This is a genomic window from Streptomyces sp. TLI_146 (assembly GCF_002846415.1).
GTDB lineage: Bacteria > Actinomycetota > Actinomycetes > Streptomycetales > Streptomycetaceae > Streptomyces.
Genome location: NZ_PJMX01000001.1, coordinates 3,115,512 through 3,135,694 on the forward strand (window position 1 = coordinate 3,115,512; position 20,183 = coordinate 3,135,694).

Genomic DNA, 20,183 nt, shown 5'->3' on the forward strand with positions numbered 1-20,183 from the left:
TCAGGATCTTCTGCGTCGATGCGGGATGGTGTCGGGTCTGCGGGCCCGATTACTTGATCAGGTAGATCGTGGCGAAGAGGCCGATCCAGACGACATCGACGAAGTGCCAGTAGTAGGACACGACGATGGCGGCGGTCGCCTGCTCGTGGGTGAACCTTCTGGCCGCGTAGGTCCTGCCGAGGACCAGCAGGAAGGCGATCAGACCGCCCGTCACATGCAGACCGTGGAAGCCGGTGGTCAGGTAGAACACCGAGCCGTACGGGTCGGAGGACAGCGAGAGGCCGTCCTTCTTCACCAGCTCGGTGTACTCGAAGACCTGGCCTCCGATGAAGATCGCACCCATCACGAACGTGATCGTGAACCAGGTGCGCAGCTTCTTCACGTCGCCCCGCTCGGCGGCGAAGACGCCGAGCTGGCACGTGAGGGAGGAGAGCACCAGGATCGTGGTGTTCGTCGCCGAGAACGGAAGGTTCAGCGAGGACGCCATTTCCTTCCAGTGCTCGGCACCCGTCACCGATCGCAGGGTGAAGTACATCGCGAAGAGGGCCGCGAAGAACATCAGCTCGGAACTCAGCCAGATGATGGTTCCGACGCTGGTGAGGTTCGGCCGATTGACCGACGGGTGCGCGTGCCCGGTTTCTACTGTCGTTGCTGTCGCCACGACCGACATTATGTCGGTCGCTTATCTCGCGCTCACTCCGGGGGGTGCCGTTCGGTGTGTCCGCACCCCGTGTCCTGCCCGAACGGCCCATCCGGGCGCTCGCCGAACCGGTGTTGACACGGTGTCGGACGGAGTAGCATCCGCGCATCGGCTCCCGAGCCCGTACCGCCGTCGAATCGGAGGAACAATGCAGTCGAGCGCCACCGTACTTGTCTACAGCGACGACGCGAACACCCGTGAGCAGGTGCGGCTCGCCGCCGGACGCAGGCCCGCCTCCGACGTTCCCCCGGTGACCTTCCTGGAGTGCGCCACGCCGCACGCCGTCCTCAAGGAGCTGGACCGCGGCGGCATCGACGTGTGCGTCCTGGACGGGGAGGCCGTCCCGGCCGGCGGCATGGGGATCTGCCGGCAGATCAAGGACGAGATCTTCGAGTGCCCGCCGGTGCTGCTGCTCATCGGGCGCCCGCAGGACGCCTGGCTGGCCACCTGGAGCCGTGCGGACGCCGCGGTGACCCTCCCGGTCGAGCCGGTCGAGTTCGCGGCCGCACTGGCCGCCCTGATCCGTTCGCGGCGCCCCGACGGCGCCGTGGCCACCCGGGCCTGATCCCCCCACCGCGCAGGCCCTAGACCTGCGGCCGCAGCCGGGCGGAGTTCAGTTTGCTCTGCCCGGCCTTCAGGTCGGCCTGGAGCACGCTGCCCTTGCGCCACTTGTCCCAGTCCACGTTCCAGTCGCCGAAGCCGTTGTCGAAGGGCGTCATGTCCTCGCCGATGCTGTTGACGACCTTGACGATGTCGCCCTCGGTCACGTTCTCGTAGAACCAGGCGGCGTTCCCGGTGGACATGCCCGTACAGCCGTGGCTGACGTTCTCGGAGCCCTGCGAGCCCACCGACCAGGGCGCCGCGTGCACGTACTCGCCGCTCCAGGTGACCCTCGTCGCGTAGTAGACCGGCAGGTCGTACGCGTCGGCGCTGCTGGAGGAGATACCGACGGTCTCCCCGCGCATCCGTACGAAGTACTGCTTGCCCAGCACCACCTTGACGCCGTTTCGGGTGGAAAAGCCCGGCTTTCCGGTGGTCACCGGAATGGTATTGATCACTTCTCCGTTGCGTTTGACCGTCATGTAGTGCGAGGACGCGTCCGTGATGGCCTCGATGCGGTCGCCCGTGGTGATCTTCAGGGGGTGCGCGGGGCCGCCGTACAGCTTGTCCGCGATCCTGACGCCCTCCAGGCGCGAGGAGGCCCTGATGGTCGCGTTGGTGGGCCAGTACTCCTTGGGCCGGTAGTGCAGCGTCTTGTCGTCGACCCAGTACCAGGCGCCCTCCACCGAGGGCGTGGACTCGACCTTCAGGGCGCGTTCGACGATCGCCCGGGCCGCCTTGTCCTTGACCGGCTTGCTCAGCTCCGCCGTGATGGGCTGCCCGACGCCGTACTTGCCCGCGTCCGGGCCGAATTCGACCTTCACGACGTCTTTGGGCGCGCTCGTGTCGAACGTCAGCGTACGGCGCCCTGGAGCCCCGTCCGAGTCCTCCGTGGAGACCACCACCGTGTAGTGGGTGCCCGCGACCAGCGGGGCCGTGGAGTGCCAGCGGTTCCCGTCGCCGTCCAGCTCGCCCGCCAGATACCGCCCCGCGGCGTCCAGGGCCATCACGTCCGTGATGCGCCCGCGGCCGCCCCTGGCGGTGATCTCCAGGGGCCGGTCCGGATCCGCCTTCGCGCTGCCCGCCGGGCCGTTGTACGCGATCTGGCCGGCCGCGTCGTACGGCTTGGCCGAGAGCGGGTTGCTGTCGGAGCGGCCGCACGCGCCGGCGCCCGCCCCGAGGGCAATGACCAGCAGGGTGCAGCTCAGGACGGTACGGCTACGCGGTGCGTGACTCATGACCACACGTTATGAAGCGCGGGCGGGTTCGGCGCGCCGGAGGACTGCAAACGGGCGGCGCTCCCCCGACGGCCCAACGGGGCCCGCACGGGCCCCGGGTACGCGAAAGGGCCCCGCGGCTCGTCGGAGCCGCGGGGCCCTTTCACAGGTACGTGCGAGGACCTACTGGTTCTGGTTCTCGCCGCGGTAGTACTCGAACACCCAGCCGTAGATACCGATGAGGATCAGCGGCGCCGAGAAGTACAGCAGCCACCAGCCCATCGCGATGGCCAGGAACGCGAGCGCGCCACCGACCGCCAGCGAGAGCGGCTGCCAGCTGTGCGGGGAGAAGAATCCCAGCTCACCGGCGTCGTCCGCGACATCGGCCTCCTTGTCGTCCTGCGCGCCCGCGTCGACCCGCCGGGCCGTGAAGGCCAGGTAGAAGCCGATCATCACGCTCAGGCCGAAGGCCATCACGAGAGCGGTCGCACCGGCCGGCTCCTTCGACCACACGCCGTACACGACGGCCATGATCAGGATGAAGACGGAGAGCCAGAGGAACATCTTGCCCTGGATCTTCACTTGCCCGCCTCCTTGCCGCCGGCGAGGGCCTTGCCACCGTGACCGTGGTTCTCGAGCTGGTCGAGGGCCGCGATCTCAGGGTGGTGCAGATCGAACGCCGGGGATTCGGAGCGAATACGCGGCAGGGTGAGGAAGTTGTGCCGCGGCGGCGGGCACGACGTCGCCCATTCGAGCGAACGGCCGTAGCCCCACGGGTCGTCGACCTCGATCTTCTTGCCGTACTTCGCCGTCTTCCAGACGTTGTACATGAACGGCAGTATCGACAGACCGAGCAGGAACGAGCTGATGGTCGAGATCGTGTTCAGCGCGGTGAAGCCGTCGGCCGCGAGGTAGTCCGCGTAACGACGCGGCATGCCCTCGGCACCGAGCCAGTGCTGCACCAGGAACGTGCCGTGGAAGCCCACGAACAGCGTCCAGAAGGTGATCTTGCCCAGGCGCTCGTCCAGCATCTTGCCCGTGAACTTCGGCCACCAGAAGTGGAAGCCGGAGAACATCGCGAAGACCACGGTGCCGAAGATGACGTAGTGGAAGTGCGCGACGACGAAGTACGAGTCGGAGACATGGAAGTCCATCGGCGGCGAGGCCAGGATGACGCCGGTCAGACCACCGAAGGTGAAGGTGATCAGGAAGCCGACGGCCCAGAGCATCGGTGTCTCGAAGGACAGTGAGCCCTTCCACATCGTGCCGATCCAGTTGAAGAACTTCACACCGGTTGGCACCGCGATGAGGAACGTCATGAACGAGAAGAACGGCAGGAGCACGCCGCCGGTGACGTACATGTGGTGGGCCCACACGGTCACGGAGAGACCGGCGATGGCGATCGTCGCGCCCACCAGGCCCATGTAGCCGAACATCGGCTTTCTGGAGAACACTGGGATGACTTCGGAAATGATGCCGAAGAAGGGCAAGGCGATGATGTACACCTCTGGATGGCCGAAGAACCAGAAGAGGTGTTGCCAGAGGAGTGCGCCGCCGTTCTGGGCGTCGAACACATGGGCACCGAACTTGCGGTCCGCCTCCAGGGCGAACAGCGCGGCGGCCAGGACCGGGAACGCCAGCAGGACCAGCACACCGGTCAGCAGGACGTTCCACACGAAGATCGGCATCCGGAACATCGTCATGCCGGGCGCGCGCATGCAGATGATCGTGGTGATGAAGTTGACCGAGCCGAGGATCGTGCCGAAGCCGGAGAAGGCCAGACCCATGATCCACATGTCGGCGCCGACGCCCGGCGAGCGGACCGCGTCCGACAGCGGGGAGTAGGCGAACCAGCCGAAGTCGGCCGCGCCCTGCGGGGTGAGGAAGCCACCGACCGCGATCAGCGAGCCGAACAGGTAGAGCCAGTAGGCGAACATGTTCAGCCGCGGGAACGCCACGTCGGGCGCGCCGATCTGCAGCGGCATGATCCAGTTCGCGAATCCGGCGAACAGCGGCGTCGCGAACATCAGCAGCATGATCGTGCCGTGCATCGTGAACGCCTGGTTGAACTGCTCGTTCGACATGATCTGCGTGCCGGGACGGGCCAGCTCGGCGCGCATGAAGAGCGCCATCAGGCCGCCGATGCAGAAGAACGCGAACGACGTGACCAGATACATCGTGCCGATCGTCTTGTGGTCAGTGGTGGTCAGCCACTTCACGACGACGTTACCCGGCTGCTTGCGCCGGACCGGCAGCTCGTTCTCGTACGAGTCGTCTGCTGCCGCGGCACCCTGGGATTCGTTGAGGATGCTCACAGTTTGTTCGTCTCCGCGTTCTTGGCGGGGTCGGTCTGAGCGATGCCCGCCGGCACGTAGCCGGTGTTGCCCTTCGCCGCCAGCTCCTTGAGGTGCTGCTGGTAGCGCTCCGGCGAGACGACCTTCACGTTGAAGAGCATCCGGGAGTGGTCGACACCGCACAGCTCGGCGCACTTGCCGAGGAAGGTGCCCTCCTGGGTCGGGGTCACCTCGAAGGAGTTGGTGTGCCCCGGGATGACGTCCTGCTTCATCAGGAAGGGGACCACCCAGAAGGAGTGGATGACGTCACGGGACGTCAGCACGAAGCGGACCTTCTCGCCCTTGGGCAGCCACAGCGTGGGCCCGGGGTTTCCGGTCTGCGGGTTCCGCGTGCCGGGGATGCCGACGTCGTAGACGCCGTCGGCGCCGGCCGGGAAGTCCTTGGTGAAGCGGTCCGGAATGGCGGACAGCTCCTTGGACTTCACGGCGTCGCCCGTGGCCGGGTTGCCGTCCACGTCCTCGACGTAGTTGAAGCCCCAGCTCCACTGGTAGCCGACCACGTTGACGGTGTGGGCCGGCTTCGGGGAGAGCTCGAGGAGCTTCGACTCATCACGCGCGGTGAAGTAGAAGAGCACCGAGACGATGATGAGGGGGACGACCGTGTACAGCGCCTCGATGGGCATGTTGTACCGGGTCTGCGGAGGTACCTCGACCTTGGTGCGGCTGCGCCGGTGGAAGATGACGCTCCACAGGATCAGGCCCCAGACCAGCACGCCCGTGGCGAGCGCGGCCGCCCACGAACCCTGCCAGAGGGAGAGGATCCGCGGAGCCTCTTCCGTCACCGGGGTGGGCATACCGAGGCGAGGGAAGTCTTTCCAGTTGTACGAGCAACCGGAGGCGGTAGCCAGGACCAGGCCCGCGGTCAGCACCTGCAGCAGCTTCCGCCGCATCGGGCGCCGCGACGAGCGGTCGGAGCCGTTGGGACTCACGTAGCGCCTTCCCGAGAGTCTCGCCCGCGCCGGCCGGCTACGGCCGTCCGTCTCGCTGGTCGGTCGCCGCCCTGGCCGCGGGCAGGGGTTTGGATGTTTATGCGGACCAAACCCTACTGGACGCTATTTGGGGTCGCGCGGGGAGGGTGCCCAACGCGCCGCCGGGGCCCCCGAAGGGGTGGAATCCGGGCCTCCGGTGGGGCATCTGACGGGTTTTTCTGTACGGGTCCACGGAACGCGGTGCGGCAAGGGCACCCCCTTGAGGCGCGCGGGGCTGTGACACCCGCGGCTCCGCCGCGATGGGGGTCCCCCCTGCTCGAGCGAAGTCGAGAGCTTGGGGGAGCGACCGGCCCACGACGGCCCGCGGCCGACCGACGACCCGGCCAGGCCTCCCCCCGCGTTAGCGTGGCCGCGTGCCCTACTTCGACGCCGCCTCCTCCGCCCCCCTGCACCCCGTGGCCCGCCAGGCCCTCCAGGCCTCGCTCGACGAGGGCTGGGCCGATCCGGCCCGGCTCTACCGCGAGGGGCGGCGGGCCCGGCTGCTGCTCGACGCGGCCCGGGAGGCCGCGGCCGAGGCGGTCGGCTGCCGTCCGGACGAGCTCGTGTTCACCACTTCGGGGACACGGGCGGTGCACTCCGGAATTTACGGTTCCCTCGCCGGGCGCCGGCGTGTCGGCCGCCATCTGGTGGTGTCGGCCGTGGAGCACTCCTCCGTACTGCACGCGGGCGGGGCCCTGGAGGCGGACGGCGGCACGGTGACAGAGGTCCCGGTCGACCGGACCGGGGCGGTCTCCCCCGCCGCGTACGCCGCCGCGCTGCGCCCCGACACGGCGCTGGCCTGCCTCCAGTCCGCCAACCACGAGGTCGGCACGGTGCAGCCGGTGGGCGAGGTGGCCGAGGCGTGCCGGGCTGCCGGGGTGCCGCTCCTGGTGGACGCGGCCCAGTCGCTGGCGTGGGGCCCGGTCGAGGAAGGCTGGTCGCTGCTGGCGGCGAGTGCGCACAAATGGGGCGGCCCGGCGGGCGTGGGCCTGCTCGCGGTCCGCAAGGGCGTCCGGTTCGCCCCGCAAGGCCCCGCCGACGAGCGGGAGTCGGGCCGCTCCCCCGGCTTCGAGAACATCCCCGCGATCGTGGCGGCGGCCGCGTCGCTGCGGGCGGTACGGGCGGAGGCGGCCGCCGAGGCGGAACGGCTGCGGGTCCTCGTGGACCGGGTGCGGGCGCGGGTGCCGGAGCTGGTGCCGGACGTGGAGGTGGTCGGGGACCCGGTGCGGCGCCTCCCCCATCTGGTCACCTTCTCCTGTCTCTATGTCGACGGAGAGACCCTCCTCCACGAACTGGACCGCGAGGGCTTCTCCGTCTCGTCCGGCTCCTCCTGCACGAGCAGCACGCTCACGCCGAGCCATGTGCTGCGGGCGATGGGGGTCCTGAGCGAGGGCAACGTCCGGGTCTCGCTCCCGCTCGGCACGGAGTCGTCCGACGTGGACCGCTTCCTGGCGGTGCTCCCGGGGGTGGTCTCCTCGGTCCGCCAGAAGCTGGGCGCCCCGGCGTCACCCCCCTCCCCCGCCTCCGGCGGCAGCGACCTGACGATCGACGCCCTGGGCAAGCGCTGCCCGATTCCGGTGATCGAGCTCGCGAAGGTGATCGGGGATGTGCCGGTGGGCGGAACGGTGACGGTACTGGCCGACGACGAGGCGGCCCGCCTGGACATCCCGGCGTGGTGCGAGATGCGGGGGCAGGAGTACGTGGGGGAGTCGCGGCGGGAGCGGGGCTCTGCGTATGTGGTGCGGCGGGTGGGGTGAAGCGGGGCGCCCTCCTGCGGCGGCGCGTATGCCTGCGGCGGGCGGGGCGGGGACAGAGCGGCGCGTATGCCTGTGGCGGGGGCGGCGGGGGTTTTAAGGGGCGCGGGGAACTGCGCGACCAGCCACCGACGGGCCGCAGCCGCGAGACGAGCCGCAAGGGGCTGACCGGAGCGAGCCCGCCGCGCAGCGGCTGGGGGCGGCCCCACCGCGAAGCGGGCCTCGGAAGGCACGCAGCCCCGCCGCGAAGCGGTCGGGGCTGCGGGAGTGGGGGGTACGGAGTACCCCCCACCGAAAGGGCGGGCGGGCCTAGGCCAGGAACGCCCGAACCTCCGCCGCCGCCTCATCCCCATACGCCTTCGTGAACCGATCCATGAAGTGCCCGCGCCGCAACTGGTACTCCTGCGTACCCAGCGTCTCGATCACCAGCGTCGCCAGCATGCAGCCCACCTGCGCCGCCCGCTCATGGCCGACGCCCCACGACAGACCGGACAGGAAGCCCGCGCGGAACGCGTCGCCGACGCCCGTGGGGTCGACCTTCGCCTCCTCCTCCGCGCAGCCGACCTCGATCGGGTCCTCGCCGACCCGCTCGATGCGCACGCCGCGCGAGCCGAGGGTGGTGACCCGGTAGTCGACCTTCCCCAGGATCTCGGCGTCGCTCCAGCCGGTCTTGGACTCGATGAGCCCCTTCTCGTACTCGTTGGAGAAGAGGTACTTCGCGCCCTCCAGCAACGTACGGATGTCGTCGCCGGACATCCGCGCGATCTGCTGCGAGAAGTCCGCCGCGAACGGGATCCCGCGCGTCTTGCACTCCTCGGTGTGCCGGAGCATCGCCTCGGGGTCGTCGGCGCCGATCAGGACGAGGTCGAGGCCGCCCACGCGCTCGGCCACCGACTGGAGCTCGATCTGCCGGGCCTCGCTCATCGCGCCGGTGTAGAAGGAGCCGATCTGGTTGTGGTCGGCGTCGGTGGTGCACACGAAACGGGCGGTGTGCAGCACCTCGGAGATGCGGACCGAGTTCGTGTCCACCCCGTGCCGGTCCAGCCAGGCCCGGTACTCGTCGAAGTCGGAGCCGGCGGCCCCGACGAGGATCGGCCGGGTGCCGAGCTGGCCCATTCCGAAGCAGATGTTCGCGCCCACACCGCCCCGGCGCACGTCGAGGTTGTCGACGAGGAAGGAGAGGGAGACCGTGTGCAGCTGATCGGCGACCAGCTGGTCGGCGAATCGGCCGGGGAAGGTCATGAGGTGGTCGGTGGCGATGGAGCCGGTGACTGCGATACGCACGGCTAGGACACTCCTGCGTGGAGGACTGTTGACAGTTAACGCTACCGGGTCGCAGCAGCTCCCCTGAAGGGCGGAAACTACCCAATAGTAGGCCTTTTTTCGCATGGTTCCTGATGCGTACGGTGCGGAATATGGAAACCATGGAGCAGACCGGAAATGTCATGGCGTCCGAACCGGGCCTCGCGCAGCTGCGCGGCGACTGCGCGCGGATGGCGCCCCACTGGGTGGTGCCGGCGGAGGCCGGGCCGGCGCCCGTCCCACCGTCCCGCATCCACGGGGTGTCCGTGCCGCCCGACTCGGTCCGGCTGATCGCCACCATGTCCGAGTACGGCGACTGAGCCGAGCAGAGCGGCCCGGGCGACCGGCCGGGCGACGGGGCAGCGCGCGGAGGGAACCGTGCGCTCCCCCGCTCCGTCCAAGGCGTGTCCCCCGTAAAGGGGATGCGGGATACGACTGGACAGGAGCGATGCGGTGAGCAGCGAGCAGACGCAGGAAGAGTCGCCACAGCGGCGGACGCGGCGGTCCCCGTTCGTCCTCGCCTCGGTCGCGGCCGCGGTGCTGGTCGCGGGCGGCGGCGGGGCGTACTGGGCATCCACCGCCTCGGGCGGCTCGGCCGCCGTCGACGGCAAGGCGGGCGCGGGTGGGGACCCCACTCCGCCGCCGCTCGGCCTGGACAGCGGCAGGGAGGGCATCGCGCCCGGCGAACCGGACCCGAACGGCGTGGTCTACCGCGCCGAGGGGAAGCTTCCCGACGGCCCGGCGAAGGCGGCGGTGTACCGTCCGGGCGGCGGCACGGTCGGCGAGGCCGAGGTGGCGAAGCTGGCGAAGGCCCTGGGGATCGACGGTCCCCCGCGCCTGGAAGGGGCGCTCTGGAAGGCCGGGATCACCAAGGACGGCGGCGGCCCGGTACTGACGGTCAATCAGAAGGCGCCGGGCAGCTGGACGTTCGCCCGGTACGGCACCGGCGGTACGGACAACTGCCCCAAGGGCAGCAAGTGCCCGATGCACACCACGGGAACGGACACCTCCACGAGCCCGGCCCAGGGCATCGCGCCCGGTGAGCACGACCCCACGGGGGGCGGCTCCCCGGTGAGCGAGCAGGCCGCGAAGGCGGCGGCCGCCCCGGTGCTCAAGGCGCTGGGCCAGGACGACGCCAAGCTGACCGCGTCCCAGCTGATGGGCGCGGTCCGGGTGGTGAACGCGGACCCGGTGATCGGCGGTCTGCCCACGTACGGCTGGTCGACCGGCGTCCAGGTCGGCCCCGACGGGCAAGTGGTCGGCGGCAGCGGCCAGTTGAAGGCGCCGGAGAAGGGCGACACATACCCCGTGCTGAGCGCCGAGGAGACGCTGAAGCAGCTGAACGGATCGGGTGGGGGGCGCCCGGCGAGCAAGGACTGCACGGGCCCGGTGCCGCTGGAGGACCAGCCGCAGGGCGAGCCCACCAAGGGCACGCTGCCGAGCGACCCGCAGCGCAAGCTGCCCAGTGACCCGCAGGGCAACATCCAGCCCTGCAAGCAGGGCACGCCCTCGACGGTGACCGTGGACAAGGCGGTGTTCGGGCTCTCCGCGCAGTACGTGGACGGGCGGCAGGCGCTCGTACCGTCGTGGCTGTTCGAGGTGAAGCCGACCGGCGCCACGCAGCCGGTCACCGTCACCGCCCCGGCGCTGGCTCCGCAGTACCTGGCGAAGCCGCCCTCGGCGCCGTCCGGCCCCGGCACTCCCCTGCCGACGCCGTCCGGCTCGTCACCGACCGGCCACCAGGCCCTGGTCTCGTACGCGCTCGGCCAGGACGGCCGGACGCTTACCGTGACCTTCTGGGGCGGGGTCTGCGACAGCTACGCGGCGACCGCGGACGAGAGCGGCACGGAGGTCCGGGTCTCGGTGGGCGTCGCACACCACGACCCCAAGAAGATCTGCGCCATGATCGCCAAGAAGGAGACGGTCTCGGTGACGCTCCACCAGACGCTGGGTGAGCGTCGGGTGGTGGACGCGGGCACCGGGCAGGAGCTGCCGAAGGGCTGATCCGGTGGACATGCGAGGAGGGCGGGCACCTTGTGGGGTGCCCGCCCTCCTCGTACGTACGACGTGTTTCAGCAGTGCTTAGCTGAAGGAGTCGCCGCAGGCGCAGGAGCCCGTCGCGTTCGGGTTGTCGATCGTGAAGCCCTGCTTCTCGATGGTGTCCACGAAGTCGATGGAGGCGCCGCCCAGGTACGGGGCGCTCATACGGTCGGTGACGACCTTCACTCCGCCGAAGTCCTTCACGACGTCGCCGTCGAGCGAGCGCTCGTCGAAGAAGAGCTGGTAGCGCAGGCCGGAGCAGCCGCCGGGCTGGACGGCGACGCGCAGCGCCAGGTCCTCCCGGCCTTCCTGGTCAAGGAGGGCCTTGACCTTGGCCGCGGCGGCGTCGGACAGGAGGATGCCGTCGCTCACAGTGGTGGTCTCGTCCGATACGGACATCTGCTTCTCTCCCGGGTTGTACGGAGACTGCTTGCCGACGGTGGAAACCGGCGGGGCCCCGGATTCATTCCGGGCCGTGCGTCTGCCTTGGCCGTGCTTTGGCTCACCTTCATGCTCGCACACCCCGGCGCGAGCCGGAAAAGACCTGTGGACAACCGCGGGACAGGGGGCGGGACAGCCGGGGGCAGTGGGGCGGAGCGAGAGCAAAGCGACGCGAAACGGATGCGCAGGGGCGCGAAGGGGATGTGTCACATCGACGCTATGGCCATCGTCAAACTGACGTGAAGCAGTTATGATAGATAGCGTCATTTAGACGAAAACTCGTCTGCAGAAGAGAAAGGGTGCGTGACGTGACCACCGCCCAGCCCCTGGATGTCCAGCCGACTCCGCTCGCCCTGCTGCTGCTCGGCCGCGAGGCCGACCCGAAGAGCGAGCGCGGCGTGGAGTGCCCCGGCGACCTGCCGTCCCCGTCCGACCCGGACCTGGTGGCGCGGGCCCGCGCGGCCAAGGAGAAGCTCGGGGACAAGGTCTTCGTGCTCGGCCACCACTACCAGCGCGACGAGGTCATCCAGTTCGCCGACGTCACCGGTGACTCCTTCAAGCTGGCCCGGGACGCCGCCGCGAAGCCGGAGGCGGAGTACATCGTCTTCTGCGGTGTGCACTTCATGGCCGAGTCCGCGGACATCCTGACCTCGGACGACCAGAAGGTCGTCCTGCCCGACCTGGCCGCCGGCTGCTCCATGGCCGACATGGCCACGGCCGAGCAGGTCGCCGAGTGCTGGGACGTGCTGACCGAGGCGGGGATCGCCGAGCAGGTCGTGCCCGTCTCGTACATGAACTCCTCCGCCGACATCAAGGCCTTCACGGGCAAGCACGGCGGCACGATCTGCACCTCGTCCAACGCCAAGAAGGCGCTGGAGTGGGCGTTCGAGCAGGGCGAGAAGGTGCTCTTCCTGCCGGACCAGCACCTGGGCCGCAACACCGCCGTCCGCGACATGGGGATGTCGCTGGAGGACTGCGTGCTCTACAACCCGCACAAGCCCAACGGCGGGCTCACCGCCGAGGAGCTGCGCGACGCCAAGATGATCCTGTGGCGGGGCCACTGCTCGGTGCACGGGCGGTTCTCGCTGGACTCGGTCAACGACGTACGGGAGCGGATCCCGGGCGTGAACGTGCTGGTGCACCCCGAGTGCAGGCACGAGGTCGTGGCCGCGGCGGACTACGTGGGCTCGACGGAGTACATCATCAAGGCCCTGGAGGCCGCGCCGCGCGGGTCGAAGTGGGCGATCGGCACGGAGCTGAATCTGGTCCGGCGTCTGGCGAATCGATTCGCCGAGGAGGACAAGGAGATCGTCTTCCTCGACAAGACGGTCTGCTTCTGCTCGACGATGAACCGGATCGATCTGCCGCATCTGGTGTGGGCGCTGGAGTCTCTCGCGGACGGGAAGCTGATCAATCAGATTCAGGTGGACGCGGAGACGGAGAGCTTCGCGAAGCTGGCGCTGGAACGGATGCTGGCGCTTCCGTAGCGGTCAGCCCACCCGCCCGCCCTTCCGGACGGGGGTGCTCCGCACCCCCGTCTCCCCGGCCACGGGGCTCCGCCCCGGACCCCGAGCGGGGCTGCGCCCCTGCGCCCCCTTTTCGTCTGCGGACCAGGGTGGGCTGGTCGCGCAGTTCCCCGCGCCCCTTAAATGCGCCCCTGCGGGGCGCCCAGGGGATTGCCGCGGAGCGGCATTTCTAGGGGCGCGGGGAACTGCGCGCCCAGCCGACCACCGGCCCGCAGACGAAGAACACGCCCCCGCGCAGCCCGCCCGCCCCGAGCCTCGCAACCGCCCCCAGGGGCGCGGGGAACTGCGCGACCAGTTGGGGACGGCCCGCAGCCGAACACCGGCCCGATAAGGGGCGCGGGGAACTGCGCGAGCAAGCCACCACCGGCCCGCAGACAAACCCCGGGCCGAAAAGGGGCGCGGGGAACTGCGCGGCCAGCCCGCCACCGGCCCGCAGGCAAACCACGGGCAAAAGCTATTCCGCCCTCGGGCGTACCAGGCCCGACTCGTACGCGATCACTACCAGCTGCGCCCTGTCCCGCGCGCCCAGTTTGGCCATGGCGCGGTTGACGTGGGTCTTCACGGTGAGGGGGCTGACCACGAGGCGTTCGGCGATCTCGTCGTTGGAGAGGCCGCCCGCGACCTGGACGAGGACTTCGCGTTCGCGGCCGGTGAGGGCCGCGAGGCGTTCGGCGTGGGCGCCGGGCGGCTCGCCCGAGCCGTCCCAACTGCCGCCCTGCGCGAGGAAGCTGGCGATCAAGCCCTTGGTGGCGACGGGCGAGAGCAGCGCGTCACCGGCCGCCGCGATCCGGATCGCGTTCAGGAGCTCGTCCGGCTCGGCGCCCTTGCCCAGGAAGCCGGAGGCGCCCGCGCGCAGGGACTGCACCACGTACTCGTCGACCTCGAAGGTCGTGAGCATCACGACGTGGACATCCGCGAGATCCGGATCCGCGGTGATCATGCGGGTCGCGGCGAGCCCGTCCGTACCGGGCATCCGGATGTCCATCAGGACGACGTCGGCCCGGGTGGAGCGGGCCACGGCGACCGCCTCGGCCCCGTCCGATGCCTCGCCCACCACGTGCATGCCCGGCTCGGAGTCGACGAGGACGCGGAACGCGGAGCGCAGCAGCGCCTGGTCGTCCGCGAGTACCACCCTGATCGTCATGCGCAGCCTTCCCCCGGTCCCTCGGCCGCCCGGACGGCCGCCGCGTCGCGGGTCAGCGCCGTACGGGCCGTGTCGGCCGTCTTGACCGGCAGTATCGCCTGCACCCGGAAGCCGCCGCCGTAGCGGGGTCCCGCCGTGCAGGTGCCGCCCAGCGCGCTGACGCGCTCGCGCATCCCGAGCAGACCGTGGCCCCCGCCGCCGCCCCCGGCGGCGCCGTCGCTGTTCCCGCTGCCGTTGTCGAGGACCGTGACCTCCGTGTTCGGCCCCACCCGCACCACGCTGACCTCGGCCTTCGCGTCCGGACCCGCGTGTTTGCGTACGTTGGTGAGCGCCTCCTGGATCACCCGGTACGCGGCGAGGTCCACGGCCGCCGGGAGCCCGGCGCGGACGGCCGGGTCGAGGGGGGCGAGCTCGACCGGCAGCCCGGCGCGGCGGAAACCGGCCAGCAGATCGTCCAGAAGCGCCAGGCCCGGGGCCGGTTCGGTGGGGGCCTCCGGGTCGCCGGACTGGCGCAGCAGGCCGACGGTGGCGCGGAGTTCGTTGAGCGCCGAGCGGCTGGCCTCGCGTACGTGCGCGAGGGCCTCCTTGGCCTGGTCGGGCCGCTTGTCCATGACGTGTGCGGCAACCCCGGCCTGGACGTTGACCAGCGCGATGTGGTGGGCGACGACGTCGTGCAGATCGCGGGCGATGCGCAGGCGCTCCTCGGCGACCCGGCGGCGGGCCTCCTCCTCGCGGGTGCGCTCGGCCCGCTCGGCGCGCTCGCGGATGGACTCGACGATGGCCCGGCGGCTGCGGACGGCGTCACCGGCGGTGGCGGCGAGGCCGGTCCAGGCGAGCACGGCGACGTTCTCCTGCGCGTACCAGGGCGCGTCCCCGAAGCACATCGCGGTCGCGGTGAGGACGCCCATGGTGGTGATGCCGACGCGGTAGGTGGTGGCGCGGTCGGTGTGCGCGGCGACCGTGTACAGCGCGACGACCGGGGCGATCGCGATCGGGGCGGGCGAGTTGCCCGCGAGCAGGTCGGCGACGGTGATCCCGCCGGTCAGACCGAGGACCGCGAGGGGGTTGCGGCGGCGCAGCACCAGCGAGACGGCGCCGAGCACGGCGAGGACGAGGGCGGTCGCGCTGGGCGTCCTGGTCCCGAAGACGGGTCCGTTGGAGCCGTGCGGGTCGGCGAAGGAGCCGACGACCAGGCAGACGAGGACGACCCCGGCGAGGGCGGCGTCCCCGGCGAGGGGGTGGGCGCGGAGCCATCCGTGGATGCGGGCGAACGTCACGCCTCCTTACGGTACGGGGCCCGCCCTGCGCGGGGAGGCGCAAGGCGCCCCTTCAGGGGCGCGGGGCCGCGATACGTACGGCTCGGGCGCCGGCGGAGCACTCAGCCCGGGATCAGCCCGTCGTCGCTGAGCATCTGCCGGACCTCGTCGAGCGTCGCGTCCTCGGCCGGGAGGATGAGCTCCGACGGCTCCAGGGCGTCGTCCGGAAGGGGCTCGCCCAGACGGCGCACCGCGTCCAGGAGCGCCCCCAGCGTGCGACGGAAGCCCTCCTCGTCGCCCGCCTCCATCTCCTCCAGCAGCTCGTCGTCCAGCTTGTTGAGCTCGGTGAAGTGGCTGTCCGCCAGCTTCACCTGGCCCTCCCCCATGATCCGTACGATCATGGCGACTCCTCCTTGGCCCTACTGCTTGTCGAAGCGGGGGGTCTGCTGCTGCGGACGGTCCTGCGGGCCGGCGGTGCCGCCCTCGATGGCCTGCTGCCCCGACGTACCGCCGGTGAGCTCGGCCTTCATCCGCTGCAGTTCCAGCTCTACATCCGTACCACCGGAGATGCGGTCGAGCTCGGCCTGGAGGTCGTCCTTCTGGAGGCCGGACTGGTCGTCCAGGGCGCCGGAGGCGAGCAGCTCGTCGATCGCGCCGGCCCGCGCCTGGAGCTGCGCGGTCTTGTCCTCGGCCCGCTGGATGGCCATGCCGACGTCGCTCATCTCCTCGGAGATGCCCGAGAAGGACTCGGCGATCCGGGTCTGCGCCTGGGCCGCCGTGTAGGTCGCCTTGATCGTCTCCTTCTTGGTGCGGAAGGCGTCGACCTTGGCCTGGAGCCGCTGGGCCGCGAGGGTGAGCTTCTCCTCCTCGCCCTGCAGGGTCTGGTGCTGCGTCTCCAGGTCGGTGACCTGCTGCTGGAGGGAGGCGCGGCGGGTCAGCGCCTCGCGCGCCAGATCCTCGCGGCCGAGCGCCAGCGCCTTGCGGCCCTGGTCCTCCAGCTTCGTGGACTGGCTCTGGAGCTGGTTCAGCTGCAGTTCGAGCCGCTTGCGCGAGGTCGCCACGTCGGCGACTCCGCGGCGCACCTTCTGGAGCAGCTCAAGCTGCTTCTGGTACGAGTAATCGAGGGTCTCGCGCGGGTCCTCGGCCCGGTCAAGGGCCTTGTTCGCCTTCGCGCGGAAGATCATCCCCATACGCTTCATGACACCGCTCATGGGCTTCGCGCGCCCCCTTCTGACGGACTCCAGCTCCAGCTGCTGCAACAGAACCCACAGTACGGGCCCTGCATCCATTACCGCACTGTTCGGACGCCGATGCGGTCATCCGCAAGGACGACTGCGTCCCCGCCCGCTCCGGCGCAAGGAGTAGGTGACGCTCAGGGACCGCGCCCTTACTTCCCGCGAACGCGCCCGTCCACACCCCTGGGGACGCAAGGCGTTGCGGGATCGTTCTCCACCGGCCTGTGGTCCATGCGCGCGACCCCGTACCCTTGGGCTTTGTGTTCCGTAGCCGTTCCAAGGAAGAGAAGGCCCCGGCCACCGACAAGGTGACGGCTGACCTCTCCAAGCAGCCCCGCGACCCCGAGGCCCCCAAGGGCAGGCCCACGCCCAAGCGCAGTGAGGCCCAGACCCAGCGCCGTCGGGCGTCGACCGTGCCGAGCGACCGCAAGGAGGCCGCCAAGCGTCAGCGCGAGGTCCGCCGTATCGAGCTGGCCAAGCAGCGCGAGGCGCTCGCCAACGGCGACCAGCGCTATCTGCCGGCCCGCGACAAGGGTCCCGTGCGCAAGTTCGTGCGCGACTACGTCGACTCCCGGTTCTGCATCGCCGAGTTCTTCCTGCCGCTCGCCGTGATCATCCTGGTCCTCTCGATGGTCCGGATCGGCAGCCTGCAGAACATCGCGCTGCTGCTGTGGCTCGCCGTGATCGTGCTGATCGTGGTCGACTCCATCGGTCTGGCGTTCCGTCTCAAGAGGCAGCTCAAGGAGCGCTTCCAGGACGAGCCGACCAAGGGCGCGGTGGCGTACGGCCTGATGCGTACGCTCCAGATGCGCCGACTGCGTCTGCCGAAGCCGGCCGTCAAGCGCGGGGAACGACCCTGAGCACGGACGTCGCCGCTTTCAGCGGCGCCTCCGGCAACTGGCTGAAGGGTCTGGGCGGGCTGCGCAACACCGTGCGCCAGGAGCTCGTGGCCCGTCAGCTCGACGAGCAGATAGCCGCCCGCTTCCCGGTCGGCCAGCGCCTGCGCGTCCTGGACGTCGGTACGGGCCAGGGCACCCAGGCCCTGCGCCTGGCCCGGGCCGGGCACACGGTGACCGGCCTGGAGTCCGACCCCGAGATGCTCAGGGTGGCGCGCGAGGCGCTGTCCACCGAGCCGGAGGGCATCCGCGAGCGGGTCCGCCTGATCGAGGGCGACGGCAACGAGACCGGCGTGCACTTCCTGCCCGGCTCCTTCGACGTGGTGCTCTGCCACGGCGTGCTGATGTACGTCCAGGAGCGGGACGCGATGCTGGCGGGCCTGGCCCGGATGCTGGCCCCCGGCGGTCTGCTCTCGCTGCTCGTGCGGAACGCGGACGCGCTGGCCATGCGGCCCGGTCTCGCGGGGGACTGGGGCGGCGCGCTCTCGTCCTTCGACACCGACGCGTATACGAACCGGCTCGGGCTGTCCGTTCGGGCCGATCGGCTCGACACGTTGACGCGGACGCTGGATGGCATCGCGGCGCCGCTGCACGCCTGGTACGGCGTGCGGGTCTTCACGGACAACGTGTCCAATGATGTGCAGTTGCCTGCGGCCGATGAGCTTGACCGGTTGCTGGCGGCTGAGGACAAGGCGGGGCGTACCGATCCCTATCGACGGGTCGCGGCGCTGCTTCATCTGTGTGGGGTGCGGGGGTAGTCGGGTCGGCTGCGAGCCGTCTGTGGCTGGTCGCGCCCACGCGGCGGAGCCGCACATGCCACAGCCCCGCGCCCCTAGGGGCGGCCCGGAACGGCAGGCGGCGGCCCAAGTCGTCGGCCTCGGGGCTCAGGTGAGGCCGGGCGTTTCGCGTCCTCCCTAGGTGACCTCTGACGACTCCCCCGCCAAGATGCCCGCCCGGGACACCTGGCGGGCTCTCTACCGGCACTTTCGGCCGCATCGTGGCACCGTCGCCCTCGGGGCGCTGCTGACCCTGGCGGGTGCGGCCACCGGGCTCGCCCAGCCGTTGGCCGCCAAGGCCCTGGTGGACCGGCTCGGCGGGGACGAGCCGATCGCGGGGGTGCTCGTCCTGCTCACCGCGCTCGTGGTGGTGGGCACGGTGGTCGAGTCGTTCGGGGCGTACGTCCTGGAGCGCACCGCCGAGTCCGTGGTCCTCGCCGCCCGGCGCACCCTCATCGGGCGGCTGCTGCGGCTGAGGCTGCCCGAGGTCGAGCGGCTGCCCCCGGGCGACCTGATGTCCCGGGTGACCTCCGACACCACCCTGCTGCGCGCGGTCACCACCCAGTCCGTGGTCTCGGCCGCCACCGGCGGGCTCACCTTCCTGGCGACGATCGCGATGATGGCGTACATGGACGCCGTGCTGTTCGGCGTCACGCTCGGCGTGATCGTCCTGATCGGCTCGGCGGTGGCCATGGTGATGCCGCAGATCTCCCGGGCGACCGCGCGGGCCCAGGAGTCGGTGGCCGAGATATCCACCGTCCTGGAGCGGGCGTTCGGCGCCTTCCGCACGGTCAAGGCCTCCGGCGCCGAGGAGCGCGAGACGGCGGTGGTGGACGCGGCGGCCGAGGAGGCCTGGCGGCACGGGGTGCGTTCGGCCAAGTGGCAGTCGGTGGCCGGGACTTCGGTCGGGCTCGCCGTGCAGGTGTCGTTCCTGGCGGTGCTCGGCATCGGAGGCGCGCGGGTCGCCTCGGGCGCGATCTCCGTCTCGACGCTCGTCGCGTTCCTGCTGTTCCTGTTCTATCTGATCGACCCCGTCTCCAAGCTGGTGCAGGCGGCCACCCAGTACCAGGTGGGCTCGGCCGCGATCGCCCGGATCGAGGAGGCCGAGCGGCTGGAGACCGAGGACCGGGGGGCCGCCGCCGCGTCCGCGCCGCGCACCGGGCCCGCCTCCGTGGTGTTCGACGAGGTGACCTTCCGCTACCGCGACGACCTCCCGTACGTCCACCACGGCGTCTCCTTCGAGGTGCCCGGCGCCGGGATGACCGCCTTCGTGGGGCCCTCGGGGGCGGGCAAGACGACCGTCTTCGGCCTGGTCGAGCGGTTCTACGAGGCGACCGGCGGCCGGATCCTGATCGACGGCCGGGATGTGCGCGACTGGCCGCTGGCCGAGTTGCGCGCCACCATCGGCTATGTCGAGCAGGACTCCCCCGTGCTGGCCGGGACCGTCCGCGAGAACCTGGTCTTCGGCGCCCCGGACGCCACGGACGCGGAGATCGCCGACGTCCTCGTACGGGCGAAGCTGGACGCGCTGGTGGAGCGGCTGCCGGACGGTCTGGACACCGTGGTGGGGCACCGGGGTTCGAAGCTGTCGGGCGGCGAGCGGCAGCGCGTGGCCATCGCGCGGGCGCTGCTGCGCAGGCCCCGGCTGCTGCTCCTGGACGAGGCGACCTCGCAGCTGGACGCGGTCAACGAGCTGGCGCTGCGGGACGTGGTGGCCGAGGCCGCCCGGGAGACGACGGTCCTGGTGGTGGCGCACCGGCTGTCGACGGTGACGCTGGCGGACCGGATCGTAGTGATGGAGGCGGGGAAGGTACGGGCGGTGGGCACCCACGCCGAGCTGGTGGCGGGGGATCCGCTGTACGGGGAGCTGGCGGCGACGCAGTTCCTGGCGACGGCGTGATCCGGCCACTTCACGGGCGGGTGACGCGTCCGACCTGATCGGACCGTCGTGGGAGGCAGTGCGCCGGGGCCGGG

Annotated in this window: 19 protein-coding genes; 8 read left to right on the plus strand and 11 right to left on the minus strand. The window is 70.6% G+C overall.

The genetic code is table 11. From position 1 onward, the window contains the following. Window positions 1-49: 49 nt before the first annotated feature. Window positions 50-670, minus strand: coding sequence for a heme-copper oxidase subunit III (locus BX283_RS14195; RefSeq protein WP_067158287.1), 621 nt, complete (start codon window positions 668-670; stop codon window positions 50-52). 178 nt (window positions 671-848) lie between these two features. Here BX283_RS14195 and BX283_RS14200 point away from each other — a divergent pair, with 178 nt between their 5' ends. Then, on the plus strand, window positions 849-1,265 hold the full coding sequence (locus BX283_RS14200; RefSeq protein ID WP_101387986.1) for a response regulator transcription factor: 417 nt from the start codon (window positions 849-851) through the stop codon (window positions 1,263-1,265). A 19-nt stretch (window positions 1,266-1,284) separates the two neighbouring features. On the opposite strand, the gene BX283_RS14205 is transcribed toward BX283_RS14200, so the two are convergent. The 4 genes from BX283_RS14205 to coxB form a co-directional block, all read right to left on the minus strand. After that, window positions 1,285-2,538 (minus strand): Ig-like domain-containing protein, encoded by a 1,254-nt coding sequence (locus BX283_RS14205; RefSeq protein WP_101387987.1) that lies wholly within the window; start codon window positions 2,536-2,538, stop codon window positions 1,285-1,287. Between the two features lie 162 nt (window positions 2,539-2,700). Beyond that, on the minus strand, window positions 2,701-3,099 hold the full coding sequence (locus tag BX283_RS14210; RefSeq protein WP_101387988.1) for a cytochrome c oxidase subunit 4: 399 nt from the start codon (window positions 3,097-3,099) through the stop codon (window positions 2,701-2,703). Next, complete coding sequence (gene ctaD, locus BX283_RS14215; RefSeq protein WP_101387989.1) at window positions 3,096-4,832, minus strand: cytochrome c oxidase subunit I; 1,737 nt, start codon at window positions 4,830-4,832, stop codon at window positions 3,096-3,098. Before ctaD ends, BX283_RS14210 begins: the two co-directional genes overlap by 4 nt. After that, entirely contained in the window at window positions 4,829-5,800 is a 972-nt protein-coding gene (gene coxB, locus BX283_RS14220) for a cytochrome c oxidase subunit II (protein WP_101387990.1), read from the minus strand. The genes ctaD and coxB overlap by 4 nt, the downstream gene beginning before the upstream one ends. Before the next feature lie 413 nt (window positions 5,801-6,213). On the opposite strand from coxB, the gene BX283_RS14225 reads away from it, so the two are divergent. Continuing rightward, a complete protein-coding gene (locus tag BX283_RS14225) occupies window positions 6,214-7,596 on the plus strand; it encodes a cysteine desulfurase/sulfurtransferase TusA family protein (protein WP_101387991.1) in 1,383 nt (460 codons plus the stop codon). Window positions 7,597-7,902: 306 nt separating this feature from the next. On the opposite strand, the gene BX283_RS14230 is transcribed toward BX283_RS14225, so the two are convergent. After that, complete coding sequence (locus BX283_RS14230; RefSeq protein WP_101387992.1) at window positions 7,903-8,877, minus strand: carbohydrate kinase family protein; 975 nt, start codon at window positions 8,875-8,877, stop codon at window positions 7,903-7,905. A gap of 140 nt (window positions 8,878-9,017) precedes the next feature. Here BX283_RS14230 and BX283_RS14235 point away from each other — a divergent pair, with 140 nt between their 5' ends. Next, a complete protein-coding gene (locus BX283_RS14235) occupies window positions 9,018-9,215 on the plus strand; it encodes a hypothetical protein (RefSeq protein WP_101387993.1) in 198 nt (65 codons plus the stop codon). 133 nt (window positions 9,216-9,348) lie between these two features. Next, the gene (locus tag BX283_RS14240; RefSeq protein ID WP_101387994.1) at window positions 9,349-10,899 is read left to right on the plus strand and encodes a hypothetical protein; all 1,551 of its coding nucleotides are present in this window, start codon (window positions 9,349-9,351) and stop codon (window positions 10,897-10,899) included. A 78-nt stretch (window positions 10,900-10,977) separates the two neighbouring features. Here BX283_RS14240 and BX283_RS14245 read toward each other — a convergent pair whose 3' ends face one another. Continuing rightward, complete coding sequence (locus tag BX283_RS14245; protein WP_101387995.1) at window positions 10,978-11,334, minus strand: iron-sulfur cluster assembly accessory protein; 357 nt, start codon at window positions 11,332-11,334, stop codon at window positions 10,978-10,980. 341 nt (window positions 11,335-11,675) lie between these two features. On the opposite strand from BX283_RS14245, the gene nadA reads away from it, so the two are divergent. Next, a complete protein-coding gene (gene nadA, locus BX283_RS14255; RefSeq protein ID WP_101387997.1) occupies window positions 11,676-12,863 on the plus strand; it encodes a quinolinate synthase NadA in 1,188 nt (395 codons plus the stop codon). Window positions 12,864-13,356: 493 nt separating this feature from the next. Here the strand turns inward: nadA and BX283_RS14260 are convergent, their stop codons facing one another. The 4 genes from BX283_RS14260 to BX283_RS14275 all read right to left on the minus strand — a co-directional run bounded on the left by BX283_RS14260 (window position 13,357) and on the right by BX283_RS14275 (window position 16,591). Next, complete coding sequence (locus BX283_RS14260) at window positions 13,357-14,046, minus strand: response regulator transcription factor (RefSeq protein WP_101387998.1); 690 nt, start codon at window positions 14,044-14,046, stop codon at window positions 13,357-13,359. Further along, the gene (locus BX283_RS14265) at window positions 14,043-15,323 is read right to left on the minus strand and encodes a sensor histidine kinase (RefSeq protein WP_257582782.1); all 1,281 of its coding nucleotides are present in this window, start codon (window positions 15,321-15,323) and stop codon (window positions 14,043-14,045) included. The genes BX283_RS14260 and BX283_RS14265 overlap by 4 nt, the downstream gene beginning before the upstream one ends. A 101-nt stretch (window positions 15,324-15,424) precedes the next feature. Continuing rightward, window positions 15,425-15,703, minus strand: a complete 279-nt coding sequence (locus BX283_RS14270; protein ID WP_101387999.1) for a hypothetical protein — start codon at window positions 15,701-15,703, stop codon at window positions 15,425-15,427. A gap of 18 nt (window positions 15,704-15,721) precedes the next feature. Next, entirely contained in the window at window positions 15,722-16,591 is an 870-nt protein-coding gene (locus BX283_RS14275) for a PspA/IM30 family protein (protein WP_101388000.1), read from the minus strand. 206 nt (window positions 16,592-16,797) lie between these two features. Here BX283_RS14275 and BX283_RS14280 point away from each other — a divergent pair, with 206 nt between their 5' ends. The 3 genes from BX283_RS14280 (at window position 16,798) to BX283_RS14290 (ending at window position 20,109) form a co-directional block, all read left to right on the plus strand. After that, the gene (locus BX283_RS14280; RefSeq protein ID WP_101388001.1) at window positions 16,798-17,397 is read left to right on the plus strand and encodes a DUF3043 domain-containing protein; all 600 of its coding nucleotides are present in this window, start codon (window positions 16,798-16,800) and stop codon (window positions 17,395-17,397) included. A gap of 86 nt (window positions 17,398-17,483) precedes the next feature. Then, window positions 17,484-18,191, plus strand: coding sequence for a bifunctional 2-polyprenyl-6-hydroxyphenol methylase/3-demethylubiquinol 3-O-methyltransferase UbiG (locus BX283_RS14285; RefSeq protein WP_101388002.1), 708 nt, complete (start codon window positions 17,484-17,486; stop codon window positions 18,189-18,191). A 187-nt stretch (window positions 18,192-18,378) separates the two neighbouring features. Next, window positions 18,379-20,109, plus strand: a complete 1,731-nt coding sequence (locus BX283_RS14290; RefSeq protein ID WP_101392331.1) for an ABC transporter ATP-binding protein — start codon at window positions 18,379-18,381, stop codon at window positions 20,107-20,109. Window positions 20,110-20,183: the final 74 nt, after the last annotated feature.